The sequence below is a fragment of the Streptomyces sp. NBC_01591 genome, assembly GCF_035918155.1.
Taxonomy (GTDB): domain Bacteria; phylum Actinomycetota; class Actinomycetes; order Streptomycetales; family Streptomycetaceae; genus Streptomyces.
Genome location: NZ_CP109327.1, coordinates 4,267,647 through 4,286,100, shown reverse-complemented (window position 1 = coordinate 4,286,100; position 18,454 = coordinate 4,267,647). Strand labels below are relative to the sequence as shown.

The following is an 18,454-nucleotide window of genomic DNA, read 5'->3' as shown; positions in this document are numbered from 1 at the left end:
TTCCACGGGGCAGGCCCTACGGCTGGGGCGACGCGATCGCCCGGGCCGCCGCCACCTCCTGGCGCAGCGGAGCCAGCACCCCTTCCTCGTCGCCCGGGAGTTCGGTGCGCACCTCCACCAGGACCTCGCTCGCCCGTATCCCGTCGGCCAGCTCCCGCAGCTGCCGCTGGACCTCCGCGACCTCGGCCGGCGGCGGCTCGGGTGCTCCGTGGTTGACCCGGACCCGGGCCGCCGTCGTCGCGTCCACGATGCGTTCGACCGCGACGACCAGCGGCCACCAGGCCGCGGCCCGGGTGCCGACCGGGGGCGGTTCCGTCAGTGCGCGCTGGAATTCGGAACGTACGACCGACAGGTCGCGGTAGATCCGGCGCCGGGCCCGCACCCGTTCCGCCCGGTCGCCGGAGCGGCCCGGCTCGAACGCGTACGCCACATAGTCCGCGACGTCCGCCACCGCGTCCGCGAGCCGGTGGCCGATCCGTACGTGCCAGCTCTCCGGCCACAGCAGATAGCCCGCCACCAGCACGATCGCGCAGCCGATCAGGCTGTCCAGGAAGCGCGGCCAGACCAGTTGGAAGCCCTGGTGGTTCAGCAGGTCGGACAGGAGCAGGATCACCGGGGTGATGGCCGCGGTCTGGAAGGCGTAGCCCTTCGCCGTGAGCGCCGGGATCAGCGCGGCGAGCACCACCATCACCGGCACGTCCCACCAGCCGATCGGCACCGCGGCGAGCACCGGTGCGGCGACCACGAGACCGGCCGCCGTCCCCACCGAACGCAGCACGGCCCGCGAGAACACCGAACCGAAGTCCGGCTTGAGGACGAACGTGACGGTCAGCGCGACCCAGTAGGAGCGCGGCACCGGGATCAGCGAGGTCAGCGCCTGGGCCAGACCGATGCAGAGGGCCAGGCGCAGCCCGTACCGCCACGAGGCCCCGGAGAGCAGCACATCGCGGGTGGCCCGCCGGATCCGTACCCCGAGCACGGCGGGGCGGCCGAGCCGGTCGTCGACGTTGTACGGGTCGGGGTCGGCCTTGTGCACGACGACCGCCGCGTGCCGCAGGGCGCTGTCCACCGCCCGGGTGGCGGGTGAGTCCGGTGCGGGCAGGGTGAGCTCGGGGCGGCCGGTGCGGCTCTCCTCGACGGCGGCGGCCAGTTCACGTACCGCGGCCGGGATCTCGTCCGGGAGCGGGCACCGGCGTACATGGACGGCGGGGGCCGCCTCGACGAGCGGGATGACGACATTGAGCTGGGCGAGCAGCCGCACCATGGCGTTGCTGCGGCCGTGGTAGCGGGCCCGGCGGGCCAGGATCAGATCGTAGGACGTGTTGAGGGACTGGGTGACGGCGTGGCGCTGCTCCTCGTACGCGTCGGTGCCCGCGGCGGCGAGCAGGTCGGCGACCGCGAGATAGGTGCCCGCGACCGCGACCCGCTCCGGAAGCTTCCGCCGCAGCGGCCAGGCCAGCAGGGTCAGGGCGAGCACGAACAGGCCGCCGACCGTGAGCAGCAGCGGCGCCACCCACCAGGGGTCCGGCATCGGGAGTCCGGCGCCGACCACCGCGTTGAGCAGGAGCAGCAGCCCGGACACGGAGGCGACGGCACCGATCGTCGACATCATTCCGGAGACCAGACCGACCAGGGTCAGCGCGGCGACGGCCCCCCAGCCGGTTCCGTACACCAGCGTGCCGAGCATGATGCCGAGCGCGCCGAAGAGCTGCGGTACGGCGATGTTGAGTATGCGCATCCGGTACGCGTCGGCGGTGTCGCCGATGACGCCGGAGAGCGCGCCCATGGAGACGAGCGCGCCGTACGCAGGCCGGTCCAGCGCGAAGCCGACGGCGAGCGGGGTGGCCAGGGATATGGAGGCGCGGACGACCGCCGCCCAGGCGATGGGCGTGGACGACTGCGGGCGCAGTCCGCTCAGCAGCCAGGGGGGTGGCGTCGCTCGCCGCCGTCCGGTTGCGGCCTCCGTGTCGGTCAACGCGTCCCCCTGAGTCGTGCGTTCAGCTTTGGTAGCCCTCGACCTCTTCGGCGGGGCGGACCTCCGCCGTGGACGGATCCTTGCCGAACTCGCTCAGCGCCCGGCGCCGGCGCAACAGATCCCAGCACTGATCGAGCCGTACCTCAACGGTACGCAGCCGTGACTTCTCGTCCTCGCTGAGGCCCAGTTCCCGGGTGGAGCGGTCGCGCAGACTCCGTTCCTCGGAGATGAGTCCGCCGATGTCGTCGATGATGTCGCGTTCCCTGTCGTCCATGGCGTCTCGTCTCCTTCGGGGGAGAGGGGAGCGGTGTACGGGGCCGGGGGCGGGGACGGGGACGGGGCTCAGAGCACGATGACGGTCTTGCCGCGTGCGCCGCCCGTCCGGTTCCGGTCGAGGGCCTGCGGGGCTTTCTCCAGCGGGAGTTCGATGTCGATGGGCACCCGCAGCACGCCTTCGGCGGCGCCCGCGGCCAGCACGTCGAGCAGGACCGGGGTGGGTTCGAGCCGGAAGTCGATGCCGGTGACGTCCGCGGGAAGGGCGGCGACACCCCGCGTGGTGAGGGCGATGCCGCCGCCGCGCACCAGCGCGGCACGGGCGGCGAAGGAGCCCGGGGTGGTGGAGACCAGGTCGACCAGCGCGTCGACGCCGTCCGGGCAGTTCTCCCGTACCGCTGCTTCGAGGGAGCAGTCGGTGATGTCGATCGTGACGGCGGCGCCCAGCTCCGTCATCCGCTTGCGCTCGTCGCCGCGCACGGCGGCGATCACGCGTACGTCGCGGGCCGAGGCGAGCTGGGTCAGATAGCTGCCGACGCCGCCCGCCGCACCGATGACCAGCAGGCTCTCGTGGCCGCGGAACACCGCGATCTCCAGGATCTGGGCGGCCGTCATCCCGGCGGAGGGGAGCGCGGCGGCGGCCCGGAGGGGGAGGCCGGGCGGGACGACGGTGATGGCGGAGTCCTGGGGCACGGACACGTAGTCGCAGTACGTGCCGCCACCGGCCGCGCTCGGCCGGGCGACCCGGCCGAAGACCTGGTCGCCGACCCGGAAACGGTTCTCGCCGCTGCCGATCATGTCCACCCGGCCCGCGAAGTCCACACCGATGACCATCGGGAACACGCGCGGACCCGGTCCGTCGTCCGGGGAGCCCTGTGCGGTCTGCCAGTCGGACGGGTTGAGCGCGGCGTACTCGATCCTGACCCGTACCTCTCCGGCTTCCGGCTCGGGCTTGGGTATCTCCACCAGTGCGGGGTCGGCCCGGAATGCGCCGACGGCTATGGCTCGCATGCGGAAGACCTCTCAGTCGCCCCCGATCCGGCAGTCATGAGAACCACTCTTCCCCGGCCCGTGCGCCGCCGCACGTCGAGCCCGGAGGGCCTGCGCGCGCCGCCCGCCGTCGGCGCCTGCCGGGTGTCGGGTCATCCGTGCCGGTCCGGGTCAGCCGTGCCGGACCGGCTCACCCCGTGCACGGACCGGGCCGTCCCCGGACGACCCGCAGCCGTACGAGCACCGCGCACAGCGCCACCGCCAGCCCCGCGGCGAACACGCTCCACACCGTCGTGCGCAGCGAGCTCGTCAGCGCGTCGTACACCGCCGCCGCCCCCGCCGTCTCGCTGTCCGGCACCTCGGACAGCACCCGGTCGCGGGAGAACGTGATCACCGCACGCAGCACGAGCGCCCCGAGCGCGAAGCCGAGCCCGGCCACCGCCGTGGCGGAGAGCGCGGCGGGCACCGAGCGGCGGCGCCCCGGGCCGCCGCCGCGCCACCAGGCCACGACCACGGCCAGGACGGCGACCACGAGCGTGCCCACGGCAGGCCGGACACTGCCGGTCCGCAGCAGGCGGAAGGTCTGGCGCAGCTGGTCGGCGCGGTCGGCCGAGATGAGCGTGATATCGGTGTGCTGGACCGGAATCCGGTCGGCGAACGGCACCCCGTTCTCCTCCAGATTCTGCTTGACCCGTTCGGTCACGGGCGCCAGATCGATGGTCACGGCCTCGCCGGTGTTGCCGTTCAGCGCGGCGGTGACTGCCTCGTGGGCGGTGCGGTTGGCGGCGTTCCACGCGTCCTGGAAGGCGTCGGTGGTGGTGAACGACAGCACCGCCTGGCGCAGGAAGTCGCGCACGGTGTCCTGGAGCGGCCCGGCGTCGATCTGCTTCATCGCCCCGTCGGTGATGAGGTCGGTGACGGTGCTCTGCACATCGGGGTCGGAGGCGAGCGGGGCCACCGCGTCGACATAACGGTCCGTGTTGTCGATCTCCAGATCCACCCAGGCGGACAGCGCGCCGACCGGGACGAGGACGGCGAGCAGCACCACCAGTACCACCGAGAGACCAGCCGAGAGATACGTCCGCACCCTCCCAGGGAATCCCGCGGACGGGCGGCGCGCCCCGGGCCGTACGCCATCCGAGTTGCCGGGCGGCGCGGCCGGGTGTGCCCTGGAAGGAAAGGGAGCCATGGAAGGAGAACTCCGCCATGTCCACACACGCAGCAATGCCGGCTCGCGGACGGTCCGGGCCGAGGGCACGCGCGCACGGGCACAGCGTGCTCTCCTGGGCGATCCCCGTCACGCTGGGTGCGGCGTACGGCCTCTACGCCTCGTTCATCCTCCGCAACAACGGCGCGAGCGGCGGCCGGCAGTTCTGGTACGGCCTGATCACCGCGGTGGTGCTCGCCGTCCTGTGCTTCGCGCTGGGCCGGATCCAGCACACCATGATCCCCCTGGTGCGGGCGACGGCCTACGGTGCGCTGACGGCTGCGGCGATCGGCCTGCTGGTCGGGCTGACCGATTCGAGCGTGCTGCGGTCCTCGGCGCTGGGACTGGCGGTCGGCCTCGGCATGTTCATCAGCACCTTCTACATCTACTACACGCACGAGAAGACGTGAGCTCCCCGGCGCGTTCCCTGTGACGCGAGGGCGGGCCCGCACCTGGTCGTGCGGGCCCGCCCTCGTTCGTCACTGGTCGCGTACGACCGTCACCGGGCACGGCGCGTGCTGGGTGACATGGAGGCTGACCGAGCCGAGCAGGGTCGCCTTGAGACCGCTGTAGCCGCGCGCCCCCACGACGAGCAGGTTCGCTCCCTTGGCGCGGTCCAGCAGGGACTGTGCCGGGTTGCCGATCACCACGATCTTGCTGACCGCCGCCGCGCCCTCGGCGCCCAGGGCCTCCTCCAGCGTCTCGTTGAGGGCCACGGTCGCCAGGGCCTGCGGGTCGAAGTCCTCCGGCATGCCGGGCATCATCGACGCCCAGCTCGTCGCGGGGTACTCCCAGCTGTTGACGGCCTCCACCGTGTCATCGGTCAGCTCCGCCTGGCGTACGGCCCAGTGCAGCGCCTTGATCGACGACTCGGAGCCGTCAACGCCCACCACGATCCTGCCCATCACTGCCTCCAGCTCGGTTCGGCTCAGTGCGCGGACGCGTCGTACGAGGCGAGCTCGTACGACGCACCTTTCGCGTCAACTCTAATCAAACCGGACAAGGCGTTCGGGGGCGGCCCCCTCCGCCCGGCCGGAGGGGGCGCTCAGTCCAGCCGGAGGTCGGCGAGCTGCTGCTCGAACGGCACCACCTCGTCGTCGAGCCCGAGCGTCCTCGGCGCCCCGGACGCCGCCCGGCCGCCCGTGATCATGGCCGCGAGCTCGCCGCCCGCCCGCCGGATGCGGGACGGCAGGCCGTCGGTGTACTCGTCGCCGGACGAGCCCCAGTCCTCCGACGCCGCGTACACGGACGTCGGTACGACGGTGGCCCGCAGATAGGCGAAGAGCGGGCGCATCGCGTGTTCCAGGACCAGCGAGTGGCGGGCGGTGCCGCCGGTCGCCGCGATGACGACGGGCTTGCCGGTCAGCGCCGTGTTGTCGATCAGGTCGAAGAACGACTTGAACAGTCCGCTGTACGACGCGGTGAAGACGGGCGAGACGGCGATCAGTCCGTCCGCCTCCGCCACCTCCTTGATCGCCTCGTCCAGGGCGGCCGGCGGGAACCCGGTGACCAGGTGGTTGGCGATATCGACGGCCAGGTCGCGCAGTTCGATCACCCGGACCTCGACCGTGCGGTCCTGCTCGGCCAGCAGCCGCTCGCGGGCGGCGCCGGCCAGCCGCTCGGCCAGCAGCCGGGTCGAGGACGGGCTGCTCAGCCCGGCCGACACGGCGACGATGCGCAGGGGTTCGGTGGCGAACACGCCGGACGTGGTGGACACGGTGGTCAGGCCTCCTTCGTGGCGGTGCGGGCGGCGACGGCCGGGTGGACGGGCGCGGAGTCCGGGACCCCGGCCGGGCGCAGGGCGGCGAACTCCTTGCGCAGCACCGGGACGACCTCCTCGCCGAGGATGTCGAGCTGCTCCAGGACCGTCTTCAGCGGCAGTCCCGCGTGGTCCATCAGGAACAGCTGGCGCTGGTAGTCACCGACGGCGTCCCGGAAGGACAGGGTCCGCTCGATGACCTCCTGCGGGGAGCCGACGGTCAGCGGGGTCTGCCGGGTGAAGTCCTCCATCGAGGGCCCGTGTCCGTAGACCGGCGCGTTGTCGAAGTACGGGCGGAACTCCCGTACCGCGTCCTGCGAGTTCTTCCGCATGAACACCTGGCCGCCGAGGCCGACGATGGCCTGCTCGGCGGTGCCGTGCCCGTAGTGCGCGTACCGCTGGCGGTACAGGTTCACCATCTTCTGTGTGTGCTCGATGGGCCAGAAGATGTTGTTGTGGAAGAAGCCGTCGCCGTAGTACGCGGCCTGCTCGGCGATCTCCGGCGAGCGGATCGAGCCGTGCCAGACGAACGGCGGGACGCCGTCCAGCGGGCGCGGGGTCGCGGTGAAGGACTGCAGCGGCGTACGGAACTTGCCCTCCCAGTCGACGACGTCCTCGCGCCACAGCTTGTGCAGCAGGGCGTAGTTCTCGATGGCGAGCGGGATGCCCTGACGGATGTCCTTGCCGAACCAGGGGTAGACCGGCCCGGTGTTCCCGCGGCCCATCATCAGGTCGATGCGGCCGTCCGCGAGGTGCTGGAGCGTCGCGTAGTCCTCGGCGATCTTCACCGGGTCGTTGGTGGTGATCAGCGTCGTGGACGTGGACAGGATCAGGTTCTCGGTGCGGGCGGCGATGTAGCCGAGCGTGGTCGTCGGCGAGGACGGGACGAACGGCGGGTTGTGGTGCTCGCCGGTCGCGAAGACGTCGAGCCCGACCTCCTCCGCCTTCTGCGCGATGGCGAGGGTGGCCTTGATCCGCTCGTGCTCGCTCGGCGTCCTGCCGGTCGTCGGGTCGGTGGTGACGTCCCCGACGGTGAAGATCCCGAACTGCATGGCGCCCGCCTCCAGAAATCCGTTTTGGTTGAACGTTGAACTATGTGAACACACCCTACAACGGAGCACCCCCCTGACCTATTCCACGGGGAAGATCCGGGGTGGTGCGTACCCTGAACGGGATGTGCGGGCCGGCCACGGACCGCACCGGACGGAGGCAGGTCTGTGAGCGGGAGTGGCGGCGAGAGCGAGCGTTGGAAGGAGCGCGGCGTAGCTCTGCGCGTCTTCGTCTACGTCTTCGCCACGCATCTCTTCGCGGGTTTCATCTGGATCCTGTTCTACGTGGGCGAGCACGCCAAGAAGTGAAGTGAGCGGGGGCCGGGTCCTGGGGGCCAGGACCATCCGCCGATGCGGACGACCGGGCCGGCCGCCTACGCTGCGGGCCCCGGTGCGCGACCGAGCGTGCCGACGCCAGAGAGGGTGCCGCCATGCCGTTCACCGGTCAGACCCATGTCCGCATCGCCCGACCGTCCCGGGACCTCGCCGCGGCCGAGCGGTTCTGGGCGGACGGCCTCGGGCTGGACGTCCTGTACCGCGCCGACGCGGACCGGGAGCCCGGCACGCACGACCTGCTCATGGTGGGCCACCCGGACGCGTCCTGGCACCTCGAACTCGTCCATGGCGGCGACCACCCCACCGACCCCCACCCCACCGCTCCAACGACTGCTGGATGCAACTGATGGAGGAGACCGGCACACACGGAGTCACGGAGCGGCAGATCACCGCGCTGCACGGGGTGGCCATGGTCGGCCGGGTGCGGCGCAGCCGCTACGAGAAGGCCGAAGCGATCAACACGCAGCAGGCCACGCGGGATCTGCAGGCACTCACCAAGGCGCAGTTGCTGACGGCCGTGGGCCGGACGAAAGGCCGCCACTACGTCGCCGGACCGCGCTTTCCGGAGCGGGTGCTGGCCACCGCGCGTCGGCATCACACCATCAGCAACCCGTATGCCACATGAACGCGCGGTGCCGCGTAGCCGCTAGTCCCAGGGCTCGCCCGTGGACGGGTTCAGGCCAGCGTCCCACCGTCGTTTCTGCTCACGCCAGTTGATGAAGGAAGGCTCTCCCGGGAGGACGACGCTGATCGTGTCCTCCTGGAACTCTTCGTCGGTGAGCAGTCTGTGGAGGAACTCCGCCATTCCGAAGGAGTGGACCTGGAAGGCGGGGCTGGTGTGCCGTCCGCACACCAGCACGGGCCAGCGGTCGGGGTCGTCGCCCGTGGTCAGCCAGCAGTAGATGTCCGCACCGGTGGTGACACCCCAGGCCAGGATGGAGCCGGGGTCCACGTCGAGGGCGGCTCTGCCGCCGAGCATCTCCCAGGTGCCGCGGGCGTTCTCGGTCTCGTCCCGCAGCCCGGACCCGTCCGAGTAGGTATCGGTCCGCGGAACCGGCAGCAGAATTCCGACTTCCCCGCTGAGCTGTCCCGCCCCGTACGTCTCCATGAAGGCGACGTAGTCGGCCGGGAACCGGGTCCCCCAGATCTCCTCGACCGTACTCCAGTCGATCCGCTCGTCCACGCCGTGCCGCGTCGGTACGACCTGCGCGAGCGCCGCGGTATGGGGGTTTCCGCCCACTGCCATTCTTTCCGCCTCGGTGTATCGGACCGCTACTTGTCGTGCTTCCGGCGCACCATCTCATTGATCCAGACCGGTGCGTACGGAGATGTGCAGCCCGGTGAAGTCGGGTAGTCCTTGAGCACACTCAGACGCACACCGATGCCGATCGCACGGGTGCGGTGCTCGGCGTGCTCGATCCCGATCTGAGCCAGGCAGTGGTTCATCGCCCACTGCAGGCGATCCGGGGCGTCTTTCATCTCCGCCTCGATGACATCGAGCAGTCCTGCGAGGTCGAGGCCCTCGGGCTTCTTCGCCACGCGTTCAGTGGTCAGCGCCCAGCCGGCACTTGCGACCACAGGATCCGGATCGGCGGACCAGGCCAGGCGCAGCTCTTCGGAGTGCGGGTTCTTCTTCACCACGTAGTTCACGAGCCAGTCGTGCACCTTGGGGGTGCGCGCCTCGCGCACCATGACGTCCAACCCGTCACGCGTGAACGCCTTCGGGCGGCAGATCAGGACTGCCAGCAGCCTCGCCGCGGTGTCATCCGTCTCCCAGAGCCCGCACGCGAGTTCCTGCTGTGTCTTCAGCCGCTTCGCGAGCGCGCGCAGCTTGCCGAGGTTCACCCCGTGATCGTCGCCGTGCTTCTTGTTCACCGCGAGTGTCCTGGGGTCCTGAAGCCCGGCCAGCTCGGCCATGACCTCGCCCACCGGCGTCCCGGTCGGAGTCGTTCCGGCCACCTCGGCCCTCCCGTCCATCCCATCGCGTGCGGGATTCAGCCTACGACGGCCGGTCAGCCGTCGCCCGTGATCTCGGGCCGGGAAAAACGCTGTCCGGTCGCCGGAACACGGTGATAGACAGTCGGCGTGGCAAAGACTCTGGAGTTCCCTGTTCTGCTGCGGCTGGTAGACGAACGGTCGGTCGCGTTCCGTGCCGCGGTCGCCTCCGCGACCGGCCTCGACGCGCAGGTGCCGACCTGCCCCGAGTGGAAGCTGCTGGATCTGGCGCGGCACCTGGGCGGGGCGCACCGCGGGCCGGGAAAGGTCGTGTGGGCGGAGTTCGGTTCCGTTAAGCTCGCTCCATGACCTCCGTACCGTGCCGAAACTGGTGGCGCTCCTTCTAGGAGCGGCCACCTCCCCTCTGCACGGAATCAGGGCCGTTCGATATGGACGGCCCTTTTCTGTGCCCTCGTACGGGTGCGAATGCCGGTGATCACGGCGGGCCGTCCTCCACGCAACCAGCATCGCGAGGAGAGAAACCCCATGAGCACCGTCACCACCGCACCGTCCGAGCAGCGCACCGCCGAGCTGGAAGCGCGGATCCGGCAGGCGCCCGACCGTTTCCGGGTGATGACCGGGGACCGGCCCACCGGGCCGTTGCACCTCGGGCACTACTTCGGCACCCTCCACAACCGCGTCCGGCTCCAGGAGCTCGGGGTGGACGTCTTCGTGATCATTGCCGACTACCAGGTCCTCACCGACCGGGACGTCGCCGACCGGCTCGGCGAGTACATGGAGGCGATGCTGCTGGACTATCTGGCCATCGGGATCGACCCGGCACGCTCGACGGTCTTCAACCACAGCGCCGTGCCCGCGCTCAATCAGCTGATGCTGCCGTTCCTGAGCCTGGTCTCCGTCGCCGAACTGAGCCGCAACCCCACCGTCAAGGACGAGATCGCGCACTCCCGGCAGTCGGCCGTCAGCGGGCTGATGTTCACGTACCCCGTGCACCAGGCCGCCGACATCCTGTTCTGCAAGGGGAACCTGGTGCCGGTCGGGCAGGACCAGCTGCCGCACCTCGAAGTCACGCGAACCGTTGCCCGGCGCTTCAACGAGCGGTACGGGGTGGTCTTCCCGGAGCCGGACGCGCTGCTCTCCGACGCGCCGCTCCTCCTCGGCACCGAGGGAACCAAGATGAGCAAGAGCCGGGGCAACTCCATCGCGCTGGGCGCCGACGCGGATGAGACCGCCCGGCTGATCAAGGGTGCGAAGACGGATGCCGAGCGGTACATCACGTACGACCCCGAGAACCGGCCCGGGGTGGCCTCGCTCGTGTTGCTGGCGGCGCTCTGTCTGGACCGGGACCCGCACGCCGTGGCCGAGGAGATCGGTGGGGGCGGTGCGGCCGCGCTGAAGCGGACCGTGACCGATGCCGTCAACAGCCGGATGGCGCCCATCCGGGCCCGGCGGGCGGAGTACGCGCAGGACATGGGGTACGTACGGTCGGTGCTCCGGGCCGGGAACGAGCGCGCCAACGAGATCGCGGCGGCGACCCTGGACGAGGTGCGGGGGGTGATGGGGGGCGGGCTTCAGTAATGCATCTGGCCCGTAGGGGTGGCGGGCTCCGGCCAGGCGCCCCGGGCCGCCACCTCCAGGATCAGGGCCGCGATGTTCCAGGCGTCGTCGGCGCCGCTGTGGTGGCGGCCCTCCAGGGGGAGGCCGGCGATCTCCAGGGCCTGGGCCATGCCGGGGCGCTTGCGCAGGCCGTGGGCGGCGGTGAAGGGGAGCTTGGCGTTGGTGTGGCGGTGGCCGAACGGGTACCGGGTTCCGGTAGCCCGGCACTGGCGGGTGAACTGGTTGCGGTCGTAGTCGCCCCAGCTGGCCCAGGGGCGTATGCCCGCCCGGTGCTCCGACGCCAGCAGCTGGCAGGCCTCGGCGAAGGACACGCCCGTGTCCACCTCGGCCTGGGTGAGGCCGGTCAGCTCGGTGCAGAAGGCGCTGACCGTGGACCGGGCGGGCCGGACCAGGATCCGGTGGCGGGCGAGCCTTCCCCAAGCTCTCAACTCCGTTCGAGCAGGGGAGACCCCATCGGCCGCGCGCAGGTCGACGACGGTCAGCCCGATCTCGATGATCTCGCTCACCGCGCCCGGGGGCGGCTGCCCGTCCCAACACGTCGCCTCGATGTCGATCACGTTCAGGAGTTCGGGGGCCGTGTCCATGGGGGCAGGGTAGGGGTCGGGGCGCGTGCCGGGCATCCGGATTTCGGCGTCCACCGGCCCCCGCTACGGCCTCGGGGCCACCGGCCGGCGCCTGCGGAGCAGTTCGGCCAGGCCCCGGCGGGTCGCGGCGAGCACCACGCGGTCCTCGGGGCGCAGTACGTACCCGGGGTGCAGGTCCCAGACCAGGCCGGACGGGCGGTCCGGGGCGGGCGGGGTGGGCGTCGTCAGGTCCGGACGGCGGTCCTCGGGCGGGGTGGCGTCCAGGGCGAGGACTCGCCAGGCGCCCGCCCGGAACGCCTGCTCCACCGTGCGGCCCTCCAGCTGAGGATGGCGCGCCACATCGACCGCCGCGAAGAGCATCACCTTCCGCTCGACCGGGATCGCGCCCAGGATCTGCCGGCCCATCATGGCGACCGCGAAGGCCGGGGCGGCCAGATGGGAGACGGAGCGGGAGCGGGTCACGGCCTGGGGGTGGGCGGTGCGCAGGGTGCGGTAGACGGCGGTGGCGAACTCGTCGTCGTACAGGCGCAGCGCCACCCGCAGGTCGGGCTTGACCGAGCGGGCGTAGAGGGCCGCCTCCAGGTTGGTGGTGTCGGCGCTGGTCAGCGCGAGGAGGGCGCGGGAGCGCTGGATCTTCGCCGCCTCCAGCACGCCCTCCTGCGTGACGTCGCCGAGGACCACCGGCACGTGCAGCCGCCGGGCGACGGGGATGCCGCGCGCGTCCGGGTCGTCCTCCACGCAGACCACGGGAATGCCGAGTTCGCGCAGTCGGACGAGGACCCGCGTACCGATCTTGCCGAGGCCGAGCAGCACCACATGGCCGGACAGTCCGCGCGGCGGGCGGCGCAGGGAGGAGGCGGTGCGGAGCGAGCCGAAGGCTTCGAGGACGCCCGCGACGAGGAGGGGCAGCAGCATCAACCCGGCTACGCCGGAAAGTAGTTGGATGATCTGGCGGGCTGTCTTGTCGCCGGTCGCCGGGTCGCCCATCGCGAACAGGTCGAGCAGGGTGAGGTAGGTGGCGTGCAGCGGATCGTCGCCCGTGGTGAGCGTGGAGGCGATGGCGAGGCCCAGGACGGCCAGGCCGACGCCCAGCGCCGACCAGCGCAGCCGCCGGGAGAAGACCTGGCCGAGCGGTGCGCCCCGGCCGCCCATCCGGGGCGGCGGACCGGGCGGACCGGCCTGGCTGACCGCTTCCAGGACGATCGTGCCGCGCCCCGTCGCCGCCGCCACCTGCCGTTCGTCCGGGAGGAGTCGGGGCCCCTCGTCGCCGCTGCTGTCGGAGCCCTCGGTGCCCGCCGGGTCATGGGTGGTGGAGGAGAGCAGCGCGAGGGTGCACAGGCCCGGGTCGGCGATCTGGCCGCCCCCGGGCGGGGTGCGTTCGGCGGCGCGCAGCAGCAGGCCCTCCGCCTGGATGACCTTGCTGGAGCCCTTGAGGACGGTTGCCGCGAGGGCGGGGGCGGCGGTGTCGGCGTCGGAGAGGACGGTGGTGGAGGCGTCCAGCGCGGCCCGGTCCAGGCCGGGTGCGGCGACGGCGGCGGCCTGGTCGAGCAGGGTCTCCAGGTGCTGGCCCAGCTTGCGGTTGTAGAGCCGGATGACCAGCCGGAGCCGGGGGTTGATGCGGCGGGCGGTCAGTGCGGCGCGGATGTTGCGCTCGTCGTCGTCGTAGACCAGCGCCAGCGCGGCGGCCGATTCGACGCCCGCCTCCTCGAACGCCTCGTCGGACGGCTCCGGCGCCTCCAGGATGCGGACCGCCTCGACCCCGGCGTTGGTGTCGTCGCCCAGCGCGTCGGCTCCGCCTCCGCCGTTGCCGCCGTTGCGGGTCATCGCCGACGACATGCGGCCGAACAGCGCCGACGCCAACCCGCGCCCCGTCAGCGGTAGTTCGGGTCGGCGTGCGTCACGTCCGGGTGGGAGTACGAGGGTTACCCGCTCCCCGTACACATAGCGCAGTTCGACGGCGAGCCGCCGCGCCAGCGCGTCGTCGCCGCAGACGACCATGTGTCCGCTGAACGGGGAACGTTGGGGCTGCTGGGGAAGTGGGGGCACGTGACCCAGCATGCCTTGTTCCTCTTCTCTGCGAGTGTGCGGTCAGTGATCTTCCACCGGTCCGGCGGGCGGGGGCGCCGCGTGCCGGGCCTGCGGGTTGGTGAGCAGATGGCGCGGGTCCGCGGCCCGGACGATCGCCGACTCGACCGCCGCGATCCGGTCCGCGAGCAGCCCCAGTGCGGCGACGGCCCGGGTCATGGGGTCGCCGTCCGGGCCGCCCAGCGCCTGCGTGCGTACGTAGGAGGCGGTGATCGCGGACCAGCGTGCGGACTGTTCGGGGGTGAGCCGGCCGCGCAGTGCGGCAAGCTTCAGCAGGTTCGACTCCGCGCCGGACGTCAGCGTCCGGGCCTCGCCCGCGTAGTGGTCGTCGACGACGGCGGACAGCTCCGCGTCGTTCATCACCGGCACGATCCGCTCGGCGATCTTGTTCATGTTGCGGTACGAGCCCTGCAGCCGGAACGGCGGCTCGGTGCGCGTCGCGTCCGTCTGTGCCGCCGACGCGATGTACGCGGCGTTCACGGCCAGGACCGTGTCCCGGGCGGTGAGCAGATGGCGCAGGACCGAGACGATCCGGTCCACCTCGGCGGGTGTGTACGGGTGGTCCAGCCGGTCCGCGCCGGGCGCCGGGGCGGCGGTGGAGGCGAGGCGTACGAAGCGGACGAGGTCGTCGCGGGAGCGCCCGGCGAGCGGGGCCAGCACCGGGTTGGCGGTCAGCGCGTTCTCGATGAAGCTCAGCGCGAAGACGTCCTCGCGGCCGCTCAGCACCTCGCCCAGATTCCAGACGTCGGCCCGGTTGGCGAGCATGTCGGGGATACGGAACCGCTCGCCCGACTCCGTGTACGGATTGCCCGCCATGCACACCGCGAACCGCTTGCCCCGCAGGTCGTGGCTGCGCGGCTCGCCGTCCCGCACGCCCTCGATCCGGCGGGTGGCGTCGCAGAGCGGGATGAACTTCTGGAGCAGTTCGGGCGAGGTGTGCTGGATGTCGTCGAGGTAGAGGAGGGTGTTGTTGCCGGACTCCAGGGCGAAGTTGATCTTCTCGATCTCCTGGCGGGCGGTCGCGGTGCGGGCCTGGGCCGGGTCGAGCGAGGTCACGTCGTGGCCGAGGTTCGGTCCGCTGACCTTGACGAGGACCAGGCCGAGCCGGTCGGCGATGTACTCCATGAGCGTCGTCTTGCCGTAGCCGGGCGGCGACACGAGCAGCATCAGGCCCTGCGAGTCGGTGCGCCGGTCGGCGTCGGCGGTGCCGATCTGCTTGGCGAGGCTGTCGCCGATCAGCGGCAGATACACCTCGTCCAGCAGCCGGTTGCGGACGAACGCCGACATGACGCGCGGCCGGTGGTCGTCCAGCCGCAGCCGGGCCCGCTCGGCGTTCACGAGCGCGGTGCGCCGGCGCTGGTAGGCGCGGAAGCCGGGGACGGCCATGGTGCGGAACTCGGCGGTGCGGGCGAGGAGTTCGTCGAGCCGGACGGTCAGCGCACCCCGGTCGATGCGCGGATGGGTGCCGAGCAGGCCGTCCACCCGTGCGGTCAGCGGGGCCTCGCAGTCGTACCGGTCGAGCACCGGCTCCGGGCAGAGCTCCACGGCGACGGCCTCCGCGAGATCTCCCGCGTCGATCGCGGTGCCGCTCGCGGCGGCGTACGAGGCGAGCCAGCCCTCGACGAGCTGGCGGCGGGCCGGCAGGTCGTCGCGGAGTGCGGCGAGATCCTCGTCGTACGCCGAAGTCCCGGTCGTCCGGCGGAACTTGTCCAGGAACGTGCGGGTGGCTGCGCTCGTGACGAACCCGGCCGGGCCGCTCGTCAGCTCCTCGAAGAGGTACGCGGCGACGGCGGACGGCTCGTCGCCCGGGATGGCGGCCGCCCACTCCTCCTGGAGGGCGTCGACGGCCGGGGCGAGGCCGAAGGTCTCACGGGCGCGGGCCAGCGAGAGGGCCCGCCGGGTCCACGAGGTGCGCCGGTCCTCGTCCGTGCCGTACGCCCAGAAGAGCTGTGCCGCCGCCCGGACGGCGGACGGGAAGCGCAGCAGGCCGGCCCCGGAGTGCAGCCGCAGCAGGGCGGCGAGGATCGCGGTGGCGTCCTCGTCGTGGACGCCGCGCTGATGGCCCTCGTCGTAAGCGGCGGCGGCCGACTGCCGTACGAGAGAGGCGAGTTCGGCCGGGTCCAGGGCGGCGAGGCTGTCCGCGCCCCGCTCGTCGAGAAGCCGTGCGGCCAGGTGTTCGCCACGGTAGACGTGCGGGGACTCGGAGGGGAGGGTCTGCTCCCAGTACGGGCGGGTCGCCTCGAACTCCGGGTCGGTGACCGGTGCCCGGTAGTCCGTACCGGTGAGCGCGAACGCGAGCCGGTCCCCGTGCGGGACGAGCGTCAGGTCGAAGGGCTGGGTGTTCACCGCGAACCGGTGCCGGCCCAGCCGGATCGTGGCGCCGCCGTCCGCGTACAGCTCACTGCGGTCGCGCAGCGCCCGCCCGGCCTCCTGGCGGGCGGCCAGCAGCTGCCCGTCGAGCTCCTCGGCGCGCACCGGATCGCCGAGTCCGCGCAGCTCCTCGGCGGTGCGGCGGACCTTGGCGACCATCGGGTCGGAGGCGAAGCAGGTGTGAACGGCGTCCAGGTCGGGCAGGGCGGACAACCGTCGGGAGACCGTTTCCAGGACCCGGGCCGCCGAATTCGCCAGCCGCTCGGCGCGCCGGGCGCGGGCGTCCTGCAGGGTCTGCTTGCGGGCCGAGAACGCCTCGTGCACCTCCGTACGGCGCTCGGCCAGCTCGGCGAGGAAGTCGTCGAACTCCGCGAACCGCGACTCCAGGTTCTCCAACCGGAGCAGCAGCCTGGCCAGTTGCTCGTCGCAGGCGTCCGGGGTGTCCGCGGCGGCGATCGCCGCGGTGACGGCCTGCCCGAGCAGGGCGAGCTCGGCGGCGAACTCGGCGCGGCCCTCGTGGTCGAGGAGTTCGCGGCGGCGTGCGTCGAGCGTGGCGCGGGCCCGGTTGACCCCGCCGAGGACCTCCGCGATCCGCTCCAGGATCGACGTGCGCACCGTCGTGTCCCCGATGTCGAGACCGGCGACGACGTCCGTGACGGTGCTCAGGCCGTCCGTCATCCCGCTCAGCCGGTCGCCGAGCGCCGCCGCGTCAGGGACGGTGGCCAGCGCGGACGCCTCGGCGGTGAGACCGGCGATGTCCTCGTGGTAGCCGGTGAAGGCGTCGTCCCGGCCGAGGAAGGCGACGGCGCGCCGACCGGCCGATTCGAGGTCGGCGGCCGTTGTGGCGGAGAGTTCGGCGATGCGCTCGGTGTCCGCGTACCGCATCTCGGAGAGCGTCGCCAAGTGGCCGTGGGCGCGGCGCAGTTCGGTGAGCTGGGTCACCCAGGCGGCGGCCGAGCGCGGGGCCTCGCCGCGGATGCGGCGGACGAGCGCGGTGAGCCGGTCGGCCGTCTCGTCGAGCGCTTCGGCGGCCTGCCGGGTCAGCTCCCGTACCATCTCGAACTCGGTCAGGACCTGCTGGGCGGTGGCCTTCAGCTCCGCCAACGGCTCTGCCAGTGCGCCGAGTTCGGTGTCGGTGAGCCAGTGGTAGCGGTCGGTCGCGCGGGTGCAGTCCGTGACCAGCTGCGCGTACACGGCGGCGGTCGGTGTCGTCTCGGCGGCGCTGTGGGCAAGCGCCAGGCAGTCGGAGATCCCGCGCACCAGATCGGCGTTGCCGACCCGGGCGAGCGGACCCGTCCCGGCGGGGCGGGAGGCCGCGTGGGTGTCGGAGACGTACGGGGTCCGCCAGCGCTTCGATGAGCAGGACGACGGCTACGAGCACACCGAAGCCCAGGGTGATGGCATCCATGACGGTCCTTGCGGCTGGTGAGGAAGGTGGTGAAAGGAAGGGGGCGCGCGCGGCGGTCCGGCAGCGGCCGGACGGTGCGGCCGGCCGACCGGTTGTGGTCGTCCGGGCGGTCCGGGCGGACGGGCGGTCCGGGCGGTCAGCCGGCGCGGCGCGGGGCGCGGCGCGCGGTCGTACGCGGCGCCGTGCGTGGCCGGGGCGTCGGCGGTCCCGGGTCCAGCGCCTTGTCGTAGGGCGAGACCCAGAAGAACTCGCCCTCGTCGTCGTACGCGTACAGAAGTCCCGCGCTGCCCGCGGCGAGGACCGTGCCGTCCGCCGGAGCGAGCAGCCTGACCTGGACGATCGCGGTGGAGCCGTCGTCCGCCCGGACCTCGGCCTGGCCGAAGTCGGAGCTGACCGAACCGGTACGGATCGTGCAGACCCGGCCCAGGAAGTCCTGCCGCGATGGAGGAGGCTCGTCCGGGAAGCTCCGGCGGAAGCAGCGCACCAGCACCCGCAGCACGGCCCGGCCGATCAGCAGTGCCCCGGCGAGCAGGGCACAGGCGAACGCGGCCCGGGTGAGGCCGGTGACACCGCTGCGGTGCATCAGGACCGTACCGGTGAGGCTCGTGAACCAGCCGACGACGACCATCACGGACACCGAGACGGTGACCGGCACCCCGCCGATCCCGGCCAGGTCGGCGTCGAGGTCGCCGTCGAAGGAGTGGTGATCGGCCGCACCGGCCAGCACGAGGAGCCAGAAGAAGACGACGACGGCCAGTGCGGCGCCGAACAGAACGGCGGGAAAGGCGGTCGCTGCGCTCAGGAACTCCTGCATCCGTCCACCCCCTTGTCCTGCCGGGCGCCCG

At 72.0% G+C, this 18,454-nt stretch carries 17 protein-coding genes and 2 pseudogenes; 6 read left to right on the top strand and 13 right to left on the bottom strand.

Going from position 1 to position 18,454, the window contains the following annotated elements; translation table 11 throughout:
- Positions 1-16: 16 nt before the first annotated feature.
- From OG978_RS19955 to OG978_RS19940, 4 genes are all read right to left on the bottom strand, one after another.
- Positions 17-1,975, bottom strand: a complete 1,959-nt coding sequence (locus OG978_RS19955) for an FUSC family protein (RefSeq protein WP_326766532.1) — start codon at positions 1,973-1,975, stop codon at positions 17-19.
- 22 nt (positions 1,976-1,997) lie between these two features.
- On the bottom strand, positions 1,998-2,249 hold the full coding sequence (locus tag OG978_RS19950) for a DUF2630 family protein (RefSeq protein WP_326766531.1): 252 nt from the start codon (positions 2,247-2,249) through the stop codon (positions 1,998-2,000).
- Positions 2,250-2,317: 68 nt separating this feature from the next.
- A complete protein-coding gene (locus tag OG978_RS19945; RefSeq protein ID WP_326766530.1) occupies positions 2,318-3,259 on the bottom strand; it encodes an NADP-dependent oxidoreductase in 942 nt (313 codons plus the stop codon).
- Between the two features lie 169 nt (positions 3,260-3,428).
- Positions 3,429-4,325, bottom strand: a complete 897-nt coding sequence (locus OG978_RS19940; protein WP_326766529.1) for a hypothetical protein — start codon at positions 4,323-4,325, stop codon at positions 3,429-3,431.
- Between the two features lie 119 nt (positions 4,326-4,444).
- On the opposite strand from OG978_RS19940, the gene OG978_RS19935 reads away from it, so the two are divergent.
- A complete protein-coding gene (locus tag OG978_RS19935; protein WP_326766528.1) occupies positions 4,445-4,855 on the top strand; it encodes a hypothetical protein in 411 nt (136 codons plus the stop codon).
- A 69-nt stretch (positions 4,856-4,924) separates the two neighbouring features.
- Here OG978_RS19935 and OG978_RS19930 read toward each other — a convergent pair whose 3' ends face one another.
- The 3 genes from OG978_RS19930 to OG978_RS19920 all read right to left on the bottom strand — a co-directional run bounded on the left by OG978_RS19930 (position 4,925) and on the right by OG978_RS19920 (position 7,256).
- Entirely contained in the window at positions 4,925-5,350 is a 426-nt protein-coding gene (locus OG978_RS19930) for a universal stress protein (protein WP_326766527.1), read from the bottom strand.
- 140 nt (positions 5,351-5,490) lie between these two features.
- Complete coding sequence (locus OG978_RS19925) at positions 5,491-6,144, bottom strand: FMN reductase (RefSeq protein ID WP_326770091.1); 654 nt, start codon at positions 6,142-6,144, stop codon at positions 5,491-5,493.
- A gap of 23 nt (positions 6,145-6,167) precedes the next feature.
- Complete coding sequence (locus OG978_RS19920; protein WP_326766526.1) at positions 6,168-7,256, bottom strand: LLM class flavin-dependent oxidoreductase; 1,089 nt, start codon at positions 7,254-7,256, stop codon at positions 6,168-6,170.
- 165 nt (positions 7,257-7,421) lie between these two features.
- Here OG978_RS19920 and OG978_RS19915 point away from each other — a divergent pair, with 165 nt between their 5' ends.
- The 3 genes and pseudogenes from OG978_RS19915 (at position 7,422) to OG978_RS19905 (ending at position 8,214) form a co-directional block, all read left to right on the top strand.
- Entirely contained in the window at positions 7,422-7,562 is a 141-nt protein-coding gene (locus OG978_RS19915) for a DUF6126 family protein (RefSeq protein WP_256260242.1), read from the top strand.
- 122 nt (positions 7,563-7,684) lie between these two features.
- Positions 7,685-7,909: pseudogene (locus tag OG978_RS19910) on the top strand (VOC family protein); the annotation flags it as partial.
- Positions 7,910-7,926: 17 nt separating this feature from the next.
- The gene (locus OG978_RS19905) at positions 7,927-8,214 is read left to right on the top strand and encodes a hypothetical protein (protein WP_326766525.1); all 288 of its coding nucleotides are present in this window, start codon (positions 7,927-7,929) and stop codon (positions 8,212-8,214) included.
- Positions 8,215-8,235: 21 nt separating this feature from the next.
- Here the strand turns inward: OG978_RS19905 and OG978_RS19900 are convergent, their stop codons facing one another.
- Positions 8,236-8,835 (bottom strand): SMI1/KNR4 family protein, encoded by a 600-nt coding sequence (locus OG978_RS19900; RefSeq protein WP_326766524.1) that lies wholly within the window; start codon positions 8,833-8,835, stop codon positions 8,236-8,238.
- 26 nt (positions 8,836-8,861) lie between these two features.
- Positions 8,862-9,566, bottom strand: a complete 705-nt coding sequence (locus OG978_RS19895; protein WP_326766523.1) for a DNA alkylation repair protein — start codon at positions 9,564-9,566, stop codon at positions 8,862-8,864.
- A 108-nt stretch (positions 9,567-9,674) separates the two neighbouring features.
- On the opposite strand from OG978_RS19895, the gene OG978_RS19890 reads away from it, so the two are divergent.
- Together OG978_RS19890 and trpS are read left to right on the top strand one after the other, a co-directional pair.
- Positions 9,675-9,893, top strand: coding sequence for a maleylpyruvate isomerase N-terminal domain-containing protein (locus tag OG978_RS19890; protein ID WP_442817717.1), 219 nt, complete (start codon positions 9,675-9,677; stop codon positions 9,891-9,893).
- Between the two features lie 177 nt (positions 9,894-10,070).
- A complete protein-coding gene (gene trpS / locus OG978_RS19885) occupies positions 10,071-11,123 on the top strand; it encodes a tryptophan--tRNA ligase (protein ID WP_326766522.1) in 1,053 nt (350 codons plus the stop codon).
- Here the strand turns inward: trpS and OG978_RS19880 are convergent.
- The 4 genes and pseudogenes from OG978_RS19880 to OG978_RS19865 all read right to left on the bottom strand — a co-directional run bounded on the left by OG978_RS19880 (position 11,117) and on the right by OG978_RS19865 (position 18,423).
- Positions 11,117-11,746, bottom strand: a complete 630-nt coding sequence (locus OG978_RS19880) for a 3'-5' exonuclease (RefSeq protein WP_326766521.1) — start codon at positions 11,744-11,746, stop codon at positions 11,117-11,119. The genes trpS and OG978_RS19880 overlap by 7 nt on opposite strands.
- A gap of 63 nt (positions 11,747-11,809) precedes the next feature.
- Complete coding sequence (locus tag OG978_RS19875; protein ID WP_326766520.1) at positions 11,810-13,804, bottom strand: NAD-binding protein; 1,995 nt, start codon at positions 13,802-13,804, stop codon at positions 11,810-11,812.
- A gap of 30 nt (positions 13,805-13,834) precedes the next feature.
- Positions 13,835-17,554, bottom strand: a pseudogene (locus OG978_RS19870) (DNA repair ATPase); the annotation flags it as partial.
- 191 nt (positions 17,555-17,745) lie between these two features.
- The gene (locus OG978_RS19865; protein WP_326766519.1) at positions 17,746-18,423 is read right to left on the bottom strand and encodes a hypothetical protein; all 678 of its coding nucleotides are present in this window, start codon (positions 18,421-18,423) and stop codon (positions 17,746-17,748) included.
- Positions 18,424-18,454 lie beyond the last annotated feature (31 nt).